The organism is Streptomyces inhibens (assembly GCF_003389455.1).
Lineage (GTDB): Bacteria > Actinomycetota > Actinomycetes > Streptomycetales > Streptomycetaceae > Streptomyces > Streptomyces inhibens.
Window position 1 is genome coordinate 1 of sequence record NZ_QUAC01000058.1, and the last position, 12,855, is coordinate 12,855.

Below are 12,855 nucleotides of genomic sequence, written 5' to 3' on the forward strand. Positions count from 1 at the left end.
GCCCGCCGGGTGGGGTGCGCCCCCCGGCGGGCCGGGCGCCGGGCTCAGCCGCTCTCCTCCCCCAACGCCTCCGCCAACACCTCGGCCAGATGGCGGCCGGGGCGGTTGCCCAGCTGGTCCAGCTGCGTACGGCAGGAGAAGCCGTCCGCGAGGATCTCCGTGTCGGCGGCGGATTGCCGTACGGCGGGCAGGAGTTGGTCCTCTGCGCAGGCCACCGAGACGTCGTAGTGGCCGCGCTCGAAGCCGAAGTTGCCGGCCAGGCCGCAGCAGCCGCCGCTCAACTGCCCGCTGAGACCGGCGCGTTCGCGCAGCCGGCGGTCGGCCGCGTCGCCGAGGACCGCGTGCTGGTGGCAGTGGGTCTGGCCGGCGACGGGGCGGTCGATACGGGGCGGCTGCCAGTCGGGGGCCAGCTCCTCCAGTACCTGCGCGAAGGTGCGTACGGAGGAGGCGAGTCGGGCGGCCCGGGGGTCGTCGAAGAGCAGTTCGGGGAGGTCGGTGCGCAGGGCGGCGGCGCAGCTCGGTTCGAGGACGACCAGGGGGCGGCCGTCGCGGAGCAGGGGGCTCAGTACGTCGACCGTGCGGCGCATGACCGTACGCGCCCGGTCGAGCTGGCCGGTGGAGACATAGGTCAGACCGCAGCACAGGGGCGGGCGGTGCAGACGGGGCAGGCTGGGCTGGGGTACGGCGCCGCCGGGCTGGCGCAGGGGGGCGGTCGGCGGGAGGAGGGGGCGCAGGCCGGCGGCCTCCAGGACGTGTACGGCGGCGCGGCCCACCTGCGGGGAGAGGAAGTTGGTGAAGGTGTCGGGCCAGAGGATCACGGTGCGGCCGGACGGGGCCTTGGGGGAAGGCGTCGACTTCCGCCTCCGCCACCACCACCGCGTGAACGGATCGGTGGCCAGGCGGGGGATCGGCCGCTCGGCCGCGATCCCCGCGAGCCGTTTGCCGAGGTCGGCCAGCGGCGTACGGGCGAGGGCGTTGAGGGCGGGGGCTGCCGGGGCGGCGGCGTACAGCCATGTGGGGAGGCGGCCCATGGAGTAGTGCGCGGCGGGGCGCAGCCGGCCCTTGTAGTGGTGGTGCAGGAATTCCGCCTTGTAGGTGGCCATGTCGACGCCCACGGGGCAGTCGCTGCGGCAGCCCTTGCAGGACAGGCACAGATCGAGGGCCTCATGCACCTCCGGCGACCGCCAGCCGTCGGTGATCACCTCGCCGGCGAGCATCTCGTGCAGCAGCCGGGCCCGGCCCCGGGTGGAGTGCTGCTCCTCGCCGGTGGCGCGGAAGGACGGGCACATGACGTCCGCCGACCCCGGGCCGGTCGTGGCATTGCGGCACTTGGCGACGCCCACGCAGCGGCGTACGGCCGCGGAGAAGTCGCCGTTGTCGTGCGGATAGCCGAATGCGACCGGGACCGGGCGCTTCGGCAGCAGCTCGAAGCGGAGGTTCTCGTCGAGCCGGGCGGGGCGTACCAGCATGCCGGGGTTGAGGCCGGCGGCCGGGTCCCACAGGTCCTTGAAGCGGCCGAAGAGGGCGACGAGTTCCGGCCCGTACATCTTCGGCAGCAGCTCGGCGCGGGCCTGTCCGTCGCCGTGTTCGCCGGACAGCGAGCCGCCGTGCGAGACGACCAACTCGCCCAGGTCGTAGGAGAAGGCGCGGAAGCGGCGGATGCCGGGGGCGGTCAGCAGATCGAAGTCGATACGGATGTGGATACAGCCGTCGCCGAAGTGGCCGTAGGGCGTGCCGCGCAGACCGTGCTGGTCCAGCAGGGCGCGGAAGTCCCGCAGATACGGGCCGAGCCGGGCGGGCGGTACGGCGCAGTCCTCCCAGCCGGGCCAGGCCTCGCTGCCATCGGGCATCCGGGTGGCGGTGCCGGAGGCGTCCTCGCGGACCCGCCACAGCGCCCGCTGACCGGCCGGGTCGGCGACCACCGTGTGGTCGGTGGTGCCGTCCGCGGCGGCCGCCCGGCACAGCGCCTCGGCCCGGGCCACCGCCTCACCGGGGCTCGCGCCGCCCATCTCCACGAACAGCCAGGCACCGCCCTTGGGCAGCCCGGCCGCGCTGCCCACCAGGTCGGCGGCCATCCCCTCAACGGTCAGCGGACGGTGCGGAAGGAGGGTGTGTGCGGCCTCGGCGGCCGCGCTCTCGTCCGGATAGCCGAGGACGGCGAGCGCCCGCGCGGCCGGCGTCTCCACCAGCCGTACGGTCGCCTCGGTCAGCACCCCGAGGGTGCCCTCGCTGCCGGTGAGGGCCCGCGCCAGGTCGGTGCCGGCCTCCGGCAGCAGCGCGTCCAGGGCATAGCCGGAGATACGGCGCGGGAGGTCGGGGTAGCCGGTGCGCAGAAGCGCCAACTCGCCGTCCACCAGCGCCTTTACGCCGTCCCGCAGTCGCTGTGGCAGTCCGGTGGGGCCGCCGGTGGGGTCGGTGCCGCGGCCGGCCCGTACCGGCTCGCCGCCGTACGTCAGCAGCTCCAGCTCGCGGACGCTGTCGGCGGTGGTGCCCCAGGCCACCGAGTGCGCGCCGCAGGAGTTGTTGCCGATCATGCCGCCGAGGGTGCAGCGGCTGTGGGTGGAGGGGTCGGGCCCGAAGGTCAGGCCGTGGGGGGCGGCCGCCGCCCGCAGGTCGTCCAGGACGACGCCCGGCTGGACGACGGCGGTGCGGGCCGCCGCGTCCAGCGACACGATCCGCCGCATGTGCCGGGTGAAGTCCAGCACCACACCGACGCCGGTCGCCTGCCCCGCGATGCTGGTCCCGCCGCCCCGCGGCACCACCGGTACACCGTGCTCCCGGCACACCCGCAGCGCCGCCGCGACATCCTCCGCGTCCCGTGGCGCGACCACCGCCCTGGGCACCCGCCGGTAGTTGGACGCGTCCATCGTCATCAGCGCCCGGTCGGCCGCGGTGAACGAGACCTCCCCCCGCACCGCGGCCGCCAACTCCTTCGCCAGGTCCCGCTTCTCCGTCTCCGTACGATCAGCCATGTCCCCAGCCTGCCCACTGAAGCGGGTTCATGGGCCCGCGGCAAGCCATGAACCGGGGACGGATTGCCTGCACGTGCCGGACTACCGGGGGACGGATGCCGCGACGGCCGGTTCGCGGTCCGCCGCCCCGCTCGCGGCATGGTGGAAGCGGAAGACGTTCTCCGGGTCGTGCAGGGCCCGCAGCCCGGCCAGCCGCCGGTGCTCCTCGGCACCGTGCACACTGCGTGCCACCTGTGCCGCGTCCGGCCGCTCCCCGTGCCGGCCCAACAGGAAGTTCACGTTACGGCCGAGCCACCACGGCGCGACCACCGCGAGCGCCTCGGCATGCAGCGCCCGTACGGTCGCGAGATCGCTGCCGTCCAGCGGTGACAGCACCCGCAGCGCGAACCGGGCAGCGCGGTGGCCGACCGCGCCGGCCTGCCCCGGCCCGGCCAGCGCGCCCCCGAGATGGTTGAACTGCACCACGCACATCACCGGCGCGGCCGGCCCCGTCAGCGCGGCCACCCGCCGCAGCGCCTCCACGTCCACCCCGCTGAGCAGCGCGTTGTCCCCGTCGTAGGTGTGCGGGTCGCTGGGGTCCCGGTGGATGGTGTCCGAGTCCGCGTACGGCATCTCGCGCAGATCGTCGCTCACCCGCGGCCCCACCGCGCGCAGCGGCGCCACCAGCTTCTCGCCGTCCGCGGCGCTGCCCGTGTACGCGATCCGGATCTGCGCGAGATGGCGGCCGCGCAGCGGCTCGGGCAGCTGCGGGATGTCGGGGTAGGCGATCAGCGCGAGCGAGGACGTCAGCTCGTCCGGGACGGTCTCGGTCCAGCGCAGATACGCCGCCAGCACCTCGTCGATCTGCTCACCGCCGAAGACCAGCTGCCCGCCGTAGAGCCGGGCCACCGGCAGCAGCGCGAACTCCATCGCGGTCACCACCCCGAAGCCGTGACCGCCGCCGAGCAGCGCCCGGAACAGCTCGGGCTCGCTGTCCATCGTGACGTGCAGCTGCCGGGCATCGGCGGTGACGAGATCGATGGACCGCACATGGTCGGCGGCGAATCCGTAGGTACGGGCCAGCAGGCCCACACCGCCCCCGAGGGTGTACGAGATGACGCCGACGCCCGGGGAGGAGCCGTTCAGCGGCGCGAGCCCGTGCGGCGCCGCCGCCTCGATGACCTGCCCCCAGACCACGCCCGCCGCGACCCGCGCGGTGCGGGCGGCGGCGTCCACCCGTACGTCGTTCATCCGCCGGGTGCTGATCAGCAGCCCGCCGTCGGTGGCCACGGACAGCCCGTGCCCGGTGGCCTGGACGGCGACCGGCAGCTCCTGGTCGCGGGCGAAGCGCACGGCGGCGACCACATCGTCGGCGCACTCGGCCCCGACGATGACGGCCGGCCGGTGCCGGTACGCCAGCTGGAATCCGGTGCGCTCGGCGTCGTACCCCTCGTCGCCGGGGACGAGGACCGGGCCTTGCACCTGCCGTACGAGGGCGGCGAGGGCTGTCGGGTCGAGGGCGGGGGCGGGCGTCGGCACAAGGTCGTTGATCTCCATGCCCCGCACTCTGCCGCGATAACTTGACACCCGCCGTCATATATAAATTCGGCTGTGAAGTCGGACCGTCTGCTCTCGATCCTCCTGATCCTCCAGACCCGCGGCCGGGTGCCGGCCGGCGAGCTGGCCGAGCGGCTGGAGGTCTCCACCCGGACCGTCTACCGCGATATCGAGTCGCTGTCGGCGGCCGGTGTGCCGGTCTACGCGGAGCGCGGCCGGCACGGCGGGATCGCCCTGCTGCCCGGCTTCCGTACGGATGTCACGGGGATGACCACCGACGAGGCCCGTGCGCTGTTCATCCTGGCCGCGCAGGGGGCGCACACCGCCCTCGGCCTGGACGACGCACTCGGCTCCGCGCTGCGCAAGGTGATGGCGGCGCTGCCCGCGCCACACCGTCCGGCCGCCGAACTCGCCGGCCGCCGCATCCTGGTCGACCCCGACCGCTGGCTGAGCGGCCCCCGCCCCGCGGTCGACCTCGACGCCCTGAACACCGCGGTCTTCACCGATCTGCGGCTGCGCATCCGCTATCGCCACAGCGGCGAGACCCGGCTGCGGACCTACACCGTCGATCCGTACGGGCTGGTGGCCAAGGCGGGCACCTGGTACCTCGTCGCGGACCGGCGCGGCCGGCCACAGCTCTTCCGGGCCGACCGGGTGGCGTCCGCCGCCCTCACCGACGTCCCGGTGCGGCGCCGCGCGGGCGTGGAGCTCGCCGAGGTCTGGCGGCAGTTGCGGCAACAGGTGGAGGACCGGCCCGCCAACGTACGGGTGACCGCCCGGATCCGCCGGGACCGGCTGGATCTGGCGGTACGGATCCTCGGCAGTGCGCTGGCCGGCCCACCACGTACGGGTGACATCGGGGACGGGGAGAAGACGGCGGAGCGCGGCGACGACGGCTGGGCCGTCATCGAGCTGGCCTACCCGGTCCTCGGCGCGGTCCACCAGCTGCTCCAGTTCGGCGCTTCCCTGGAGGTGCTCGACCCGCCCGAGGCCCGCCGGATGCTGGCCCGCTCGGCGGCCGCCGTCGCCGAGATGTACACACAGGACGCCCCGCCCCCATAGGCCCCCATCCGGCCCCGTCCACCGTACGAACTACTTTCATCTCACCCGCTGGACGCGCCGCCGGACCCCGCAGCACGACGGATTAGGCTTCCTCCGTGGCTGATATCCAGATTCCCGCTGACATCAAGCCCGCCGACGGACGCTTCGGCGCGGGCCCCTCCAAGGTGCGTACGGAGGCGCTCGGCGCCCTCGCCGCCACCGGTAGCTCCCTTCTCGGCACGTCCCACCGCCAGGCCCCGGTCAAGAACCTGGTCGGCAAGGTGCGCGACGGCGTACGCGACCTCTTCCAGCTCCCCGAGGGCTACGAGGTCGTCCTGGGCAACGGCGGCTCCACCGCGTTCTGGGACATCGCGACGCACGGTCTGATCGAGCGCAAGTCCCAGCACCTCAGCTTCGGTGAGTTCTCCTCGAAGTTCGCCAAGGCCGCCAAGCTGGCGCCGTGGCTGGAGGAGCCCACCGTCATCTCCGCCGCCCCGGGCAGCCACCCGGACCCCGAGGCGGAGCAGGGCGTGGACGTCTACGCCTTCACCCACAACGAGACCTCGACCGGTGTCGCCGCGCCCATCAAGCGCGTTGCGGGCGCCGACGAGGGCGCGCTGGTCCTGGTCGACGCCACCTCCGGTGCCGGCGGCCTCCCCGTGGACATCACCGAGACCGATGTCTACTACTTCGCCCCGCAGAAGTCCTTCGCCGCCGACGGCGGTCTGTGGCTGGCGGCCTTCTCCCCCGCCGCCCTGGAGCGCGCCCGCGCCATCCACGCGTCCGGCCGCCACATCCCGGAGTTCTTCTCGCTGCCCACGGCGATCGACAACTCCCTGAAGAACCAGACGTACAACACCCCGGCGCTGTCCACCCTCTTCCTGCTCAACGAGCAGCTGGAGTGGATGAACGGCCAGGGCGGCCTGGACTGGGCGGTGCGCCGTACCGCCACCTCCTCGCGCACCCTCTACGGCTGGGCCGAGGACTCCAAGTACGCCACCCCGTTCGTCGTCGACCCGGCCAAGCGCTCGCAGGTCATCGGCACGATCGACTTCAACGAGGACATCGACGCGGCCGCCGTCGCCAAGGCCCTGCGCGCCAACGGCATCGTCGACACCGAGCCCTACCGCAAGCTCGGCCGCAACCAGCTGCGGATCGCGATGTTCCCGGCGATCGTCCCGTCGGACGTCGAGGCCCTGACGGCCTGCATCGACTACGTGATCGGCCAGCTGTGAGCGTGCCGCGGTAACGCGTCCGAACAGGCCCCGGCGGGCAATCGCCGGGGCCTGTTCGTCGCTCCGGGCCGGACGACGGCGCGTCAAGCCGTGTGGCCGTATAGCCATATTGAGGGAGCGCGTGCCCCCGGAGCCGCCCGAACGGACGCATCGCGGCATGACGAAACGGGTCGGATGTGCCTGTATGGGAGGCATGACGACTGCCCCGAGCCCCGGCCTGGCCCCCTTCGAGCGGCAGGGGGCGATTCTGCTCACCACGTACAAGCGGGACGGCACCGGTGTCGGCACACCGGTCAATATCGCCGTCGACGGCGATCACGCCTACATCCGTACGTACGGCAGCGCCTGGAAGACCAAGCGGATGCGGAACTTCCCGGAGGTGGAGATCTGTGCCGCCACCTGGCGCGGCCGGCCCACCGGGACACCCGTCAAGGCGCGGGTGCGGCTACTGGATCCGCGGACCCGGGAGTACCGGCGGGCCGAGCGCTCGCTGACCCGCAAGTATCCGCTGATCCACGGGCTGCTGGTGCCGTTGCTGCACCGGCTGAAGAAGGAAGAGACGCTCCATTACGAACTGCGGCTGGTCGAGGGGGAAGGGGAGGCGGGGGGTGAGCTGCCGACGGAGGGCGAGGGGCTCGGCCTGTAGCGGCCCCGTCGCCGCTATCGCCGCAGCTATCGCCGCCGCAGCAGCCTCCGCAGGGCCACGACCAGCGCCGTCCCTACCGCCAGGACCATCGCGCCCTTGATGAAGCCGGGATCCAGCTCCTTCCCCGAACTCCCCTTCTCGCCAGGGTTGTTGGGGTCATCGCCATTCCCCGGATCGTCCTTGACCGAGTCCGGCAGCTGGTCGTCGGCCAGGCCGACCGGCTTGACGTCGCTCTCGTGGCCCTCGGAGCCGTACATCAGGGTGCGCCCGTCGGGGGTGAAGGTGACCGACTCGCCCTGCTGCTGGACGGGTACGCCCACGCTGCCGAGGTCCTTCGGGCGGCCGTCCTGCCAGCGGTAGATCCGGGCGCCGAAGTAGCTGCGCATCACCAGCCGGGTGCCGTCGGGCGAGAACGCGCCGTCGGTCACCCACAGGTCGATCGGCGCGACCTTGCGGAAGGTGTTGGTGCCGGAGGTGGTGAGCCGCCGCGGGCCCTCGTAGAGCGCACCGCCGCCGCCCTGCTTCTTGCTGGCGATATAGACCCGGCCGGTCTTGGGGTGCACCATCAGCGCTTCGGCGTCCCGTGGGCCGTCCGCGTACTTCACATCGAACTGGGTGGCCGTGACGGTGGCATCGCGCAGCTGCTTCGGTTCGGGGAGGCGGTAGATCCAGACGTGGCCCCATGTGCCGCCGAGGTTGTCGCCGATATCGCCGACGTAGAGATTGCCGTCCGGGCCGATCGAGATCGCCTCGACATCGCGCGGCGAGCCGACGCCGCGCAGTGTGATCCGGGCGACCGTACGGCCGGACTTGCCGTCGACGGCGTAGAGGTAGGGGCCGTCGTTGCTGTCGTTGTGGGTCCAGTAGATCCCGGGGTGCACGCGGCTGGCGGCCAGGCCGCTGGACTCGGTGATCCGGGGATCGCTGATGGTGAAGCCGTCGGGCTCGTCGGCGGCGGCGGGTACGGCGGCCGCCGCCCACAGGATCCCCGCGGCACCGGCCGCGCACAGAAGCGAACGCATGGGCACAGACTGCCATCCCGGGGTGCGGTGCGTGGGCCCGGCGGCGGTCGTACCGGTGCGCCACGGCGGCGCGTGGCCAGCGTCACGTACCAGGCGGTAGGGGTTCTCGGCCATCATGGCCGGATGAGGATCATGTTCGTCGGCGACTCGATGACTATTGGGAGCACCGGCGATTTCACCTGGCGTTACCGGATGTGGCAGCACCTGAACGCCACCTTCGGCGGCCCGTACCGCATCGTCGGACCGCGCCATGCGCTCCATGACCCCGTCGAGGGCGCCCCCACCTCGTACGACTACGGCGACCCCGGCTTTCCCGATGAGGCCCGGCGCCATCTCGCCGGCTGGGGCGAGGGCTGGCTGCACATGGCGCCGCTGATCGGCGACGCGGTGCGCCGGTACGACGCCGACACGCTGCTGGTCTCGCTCGGCCTGATCGATCTCGGTTTCTATACGAACGCCGAGCAGACCGCGGAGAATGTGCGGGAGTTCATGGCGCAGGCCCGGGCGGCGGCGCCGCACATACGGGCCGTGCTGATGCCGGTGATACCCAATGTGCGGGCCGCGACGGACACCGCCTTCGGCGCACAGTGCGAGCGCTTCAACGAACTGCTGGCCAAGGCGGTCGCCGATCTCTCCACCCCCGGCTCGCCGTTGCTGCTGGCCTCCGTGCCGGGCGGGTGGGAGATCGATCGCGCCACGTACGACGGGACGCATCCGTCGGAGTGCGGGGAGCGGCTGCTGGCCGGGGCGTTCGCCGATGCGATGCATCAGGCCTGGGGGGTCGGGGCGCCCTACGGGTCCCCGGACGAAGCCGTAGGTGGACCCGTAGGCGAACCCGTTCCGTCGCCCTGACGCTCTTCCGCCTCGCCAACTTCGCGGTACCGGGCCAGGTGACGGCCGCCGCGGTAGGCGGCGGCCCCGTACCGCCCGTACGGCCCTTGCTTCGAGCGCGCTCGAACGAGTTGGCTGAGCAACCATGAAGTACACGCAGCTCGGACGCACCGGACTCAAGGTCAGCCGACTCGTCCTCGGGACGATGAACTTCGGGCCTCAGACGAACGAGGCCGACAGCCACACCATCATGGACGCGGCGCTCGGCGCGGGCGTCAACTTCTTCGACACCGCCAATGTCTACGGCTGGGGCGCCAACAAGGGCCGTACCGAAGAGATCGTCGGCTCGTGGTTCGCCAAGGGCGGCGGCCGGCGCGACAAGACCGTGCTGGCCACCAAGGTCTACGCGAACATGGCGCCGGACGGTGACAAGGTCTGGCCCAACCACGACAAGCTCTCCGCGCTCAACATCCGGCGCGCGGTGGACGCCAGCCTCAAGCGGCTGGGCACCGACTACATCGATCTCTACCAGTTCCACCACGTCGACCGGGACACGCCCTGGGACGAGATCTGGCAGGCCATCGACGTCCTGATCCAGCAGGGCAAGATCCTCTACGCCGGTTCGTCCAACCACGCCGGCTGGCACATCGCCCGCGCCAACGAGACGGCCGCCCGGCGCGGTTCGTACGGCCTGGTCAGTGAACAGTGCCTCTACAACCTCGCCGAGCGACGCGCCGAGATGGAGGTCATCCCGGCCGCCGTGGGCTACGGCCTCGGCGTCATCCCCTGGTCCCCGCTGCACGGCGGGCTGCTGGGCGGCGCCCTCCGCAAGGAGCGCGAGGGCGGCGCGGCGCGCTCGGTCTCCGGCCGCTCCGCCGACTCCCTCGCCAACCCCACGATCCGCGCCCAGATCCAGTCCTACGAGGACCTGCTCGCCAAGCACGGTCTGGAACCCGGCGAGGTCGCCCTGGCCTGGCTCCTCACCCGCCCCGGCGTCACCGGCCCGATCGTCGGCCCGCGCACCGCCGAGCAGCTCGCCTCCGCGCTGCGCGCCGTCGAGCTGACCCTCCCGGACGATCTTCTCGCCTCGCTCGACGAGATCTTCCCCGGCCCAGGGCCGAGCCCGGAGGCGTTCGCCTGGTGAACACCGTGACCGCCCGGCCGCCGGTTCCGGCCGGCCGGGCGGTCCCCGGCGCGCTCGGCGGGGCCGCGGCAGGTCTCAGCGCACCGCGGCCGCCACGATCACGACGATGAGCAGCACGGCGAACAGTCCGGACATGATCCGGTTACGGGTTTTGGGATCCACCCTCTGAGCGTAACCGGGGTGGACCCGAACAATTTCAACGCCCCGGTCGCGGGGGGGGGCGGGAGGCCTGTGCCTCAGTGGCCCAGCGGCCAGGAGGCGATCTCCTCGTACCGGGGCTGCGTGCCCGCCACGCCGGGCACGGGCGGATGGCTGCGCATCAGGGAAAGCGCCTCGACCGTCCAGGACGCGCCGGCGAAGTCCTTGAGGGCGATCGCGTACGGGGCGAGGTCCAGGTTGGCGACGCGGTTCCTGGCGAGCGTCAGGTGGGGGGTGTACGGGCGGTGCTCCTCCTCCATGGATACGCCCGCCCGGCGGGCCGCCGCCGCTGCCGAGTCGGCGAGCTTGCGCATGGCGGGCCGGTCGCCGTCCGCCCCGGCCCACACCACCCGGTCCGAGAAGCGCCCGCCACCGGCGATCCGCAGCTCGTAGGGGGCACTGCGGTGGGCGGCGCGCCCCAGGCGCTCATGCAGCTCGGGGAGGATGTCCTCGTGCACCTCGCCGTAGAACGCCAGCGTGAAGTGCCAGCCGCCCCGCCCGGTCCAGCGCAGCCGGTCGGCCGCCGGGAGCTTCTTCAACTGCGCTACCTCGGCGGCCAGTTCTTCGAGCACGGGGGCGGGGGGAAGGACGGCGGCGAAGAGTCTCATGCGGTCAGTGTGCCCACGTCGGCCCACGTCGCGCTGGCTGCCGTCCCATATTCCGCCGAACTCTCACCGCTGTGGCTGATCGCCATCGCGGCGGGAAAAGATTGCGGCTGATCGCCGTCGCGGCGGGAAAAGATTGTGGCTGATCACCGCGCAAAGCTCCCGCCGACGGCGGCGATCAGCCACCACGTTCGGCCTACGCCACCGCCGCCAGCTCCTTCTCCGTTGGCGGTGTGCCGTCCGCGACCCGTGGCACGAAGGCGACGTGCTGATGGCCGCGGCGTAGGTCGATCTTGAGGCGTAGGCCGCCCACGCGGGCGAGGATCAGGCCGATGAGGGCCGCGGCCGCCATCGAGATCGCGCCGCCGACGAGGAAGCCGACGCGGGCGCCGAAGGTGTCGGTGACCCAGCCGACCACGGGTGCGCCGAGCGGGGTGCCGCCCATGAAGACCATCATGAACAGGCTCATCACCCGGCCGCGCATCAGCGGGTCGGTGGCCATCTGGACGCTGGAGTTGGCGGTGACGTTGATGGTCAGGCCGACCATGCCGATGGGCGCGAGGAGCGCCGCGAAGATCCAGAAGGACGGTGCGGCCGCGGCGGTGATCTCCAGGGCGCCGAAGAGCATGGCCGCGCCGACCAGCAGCCGCAGCCGGGAGCCGGCGCGGCGGGCCGCGAGCAGCGCGCCGATCAGGGAGCCGGCCGCCATCAGGCCGTTGAACAGGGCGTATGTGCCGGCACCGGCGTGGAAGACGTGGTAGACGAACGCGGTCAGCCAGATCGGGAAGTTGAAGCCGAAGGTGCCGATGAAGCCGACCAGGACGATCGGCCAGATCAGGTCGGGGCGCCCGGACACGTACCGCAGGCCCTCCCGCAACTGGCCCTTGCTGCGCGGGACCCGGTCGACCTTGTGGAGTTCGGCGGTGCGCATCATCAGCAGGCCGGCGACCGGCGCGATGAACGACAGGCCGTTGAACAGGAAGGCCCAGCCGCTGCCGAAGGCGGTGATCAGGACACCGGCGACGGCCGGCCCGATCAGCCGCGCGGACTGGAAGTTGGCGGAGTTGAGGCTGACGGCGTTGCGCAGTTCGTCCTGGCCGACCATCTCGGAGACAAAGGCCTGCCGGGCGGGGTTGTCGACGACGGTGACCAGGCCGAGGGCGAAGGCGACCAGGTAGACGTGCCAGACCTGCACCTGGCCGCTGAGCGTGAGCACGGCGAGGGCGAGGCCGGTGAGGCCCATGGCGGACTGGGTGAGCAGCAGCAGCCTGCGCTTGGCGAAGCGGTCGGCGATGACGCCGCCGTAGAGGCCGAAGAGCAGCATCGGCAGGAACTGCAGCGCGGTGGTGATGCCGACCGCGGCGGACGAACCGGTGAGGCTGAGCACCAGCCAGTCCTGGGCGATGCGCTGCATCCAGGTGCCGGTGTTGGACACCATCTGGCCGGTGGCGAAGAGTCGGTAGTTACGTATGCGTAGCGAGCTGAACGTGCCCTTGCGCGGTGTGGCGGCGGGGCCTGCGGCGATACCCGGGGCGGTGCCCGGTGTGGTCGCGGTCGCGTCGGAAACCGTGTCTTCTTGGGAGTTCGGTGCGGGGGCGGAGTGTGCTCCGGATCCCGTACTCAAA

The 12,855-nt window shown here is 72.3% G+C and carries 10 protein-coding genes; 5 read left to right on the plus strand and 5 right to left on the minus strand.

Features of this window, described 5'->3' with window-relative positions:
- Positions 1-44: 44 nt before the first annotated feature.
- Positions 45-2,972 carry an FAD-binding and (Fe-S)-binding domain-containing protein gene (locus DY245_RS08500; protein ID WP_128505192.1) on the minus strand — a complete coding sequence of 976 codons (2,928 nt, stop codon included), beginning with the start codon at positions 2,970-2,972 and terminating at the stop codon, positions 45-47.
- Positions 2,973-3,053: 81 nt separating this feature from the next.
- Positions 3,054-4,508 carry an FAD-binding oxidoreductase gene (locus DY245_RS08505; RefSeq protein WP_128505194.1) on the minus strand — a complete coding sequence of 485 codons (1,455 nt, stop codon included), beginning with the start codon at positions 4,506-4,508 and terminating at the stop codon, positions 3,054-3,056.
- A 54-nt stretch (positions 4,509-4,562) separates the two neighbouring features.
- On the opposite strand from DY245_RS08505, the gene DY245_RS08510 reads away from it, so the two are divergent.
- From DY245_RS08510 to DY245_RS08520, 3 genes are all read left to right on the plus strand, one after another.
- Complete coding sequence (locus DY245_RS08510) at positions 4,563-5,570, plus strand: helix-turn-helix transcriptional regulator (RefSeq protein WP_128505196.1); 1,008 nt, start codon at positions 4,563-4,565, stop codon at positions 5,568-5,570.
- Positions 5,571-5,665: 95 nt separating this feature from the next.
- The gene (gene serC / locus DY245_RS08515) at positions 5,666-6,784 is read left to right on the plus strand and encodes a phosphoserine transaminase (RefSeq protein ID WP_128505199.1); all 1,119 of its coding nucleotides are present in this window, start codon (positions 5,666-5,668) and stop codon (positions 6,782-6,784) included.
- A 193-nt stretch (positions 6,785-6,977) separates the two neighbouring features.
- Positions 6,978-7,430 (plus strand): PPOX class F420-dependent oxidoreductase, encoded by a 453-nt coding sequence (locus DY245_RS08520; RefSeq protein ID WP_128505201.1) that lies wholly within the window; start codon positions 6,978-6,980, stop codon positions 7,428-7,430.
- A 26-nt stretch (positions 7,431-7,456) separates the two neighbouring features.
- Here the strand turns inward: DY245_RS08520 and DY245_RS08525 are convergent, their stop codons facing one another.
- The gene (locus DY245_RS08525) at positions 7,457-8,452 is read right to left on the minus strand and encodes a hypothetical protein (RefSeq protein WP_128505203.1); all 996 of its coding nucleotides are present in this window, start codon (positions 8,450-8,452) and stop codon (positions 7,457-7,459) included.
- Between the two features lie 123 nt (positions 8,453-8,575).
- Between DY245_RS08525 and DY245_RS08530 the strand changes: the two genes are divergently transcribed.
- Positions 8,576-9,304: a GDSL-type esterase/lipase family protein gene (locus tag DY245_RS08530; protein ID WP_181923586.1), complete on the plus strand. Its 729-nt coding sequence runs from the start codon at positions 8,576-8,578 to the stop codon at positions 9,302-9,304.
- A 124-nt stretch (positions 9,305-9,428) separates the two neighbouring features.
- Entirely contained in the window at positions 9,429-10,427 is a 999-nt protein-coding gene (locus DY245_RS08535) for an aldo/keto reductase (protein ID WP_128505205.1), read from the plus strand.
- A 236-nt stretch (positions 10,428-10,663) separates the two neighbouring features.
- On the opposite strand, the gene thpR is transcribed toward DY245_RS08535, so the two are convergent.
- Positions 10,664-11,233, minus strand: a complete 570-nt coding sequence (gene thpR, locus DY245_RS08540) for an RNA 2',3'-cyclic phosphodiesterase (RefSeq protein WP_128505207.1) — start codon at positions 11,231-11,233, stop codon at positions 10,664-10,666.
- 193 nt (positions 11,234-11,426) lie between these two features.
- Positions 11,427-12,854, minus strand: a complete 1,428-nt coding sequence (locus DY245_RS08545; RefSeq protein ID WP_128505210.1) for an MFS transporter — start codon at positions 12,852-12,854, stop codon at positions 11,427-11,429.
- Position 12,855: the final 1 nt, after the last annotated feature.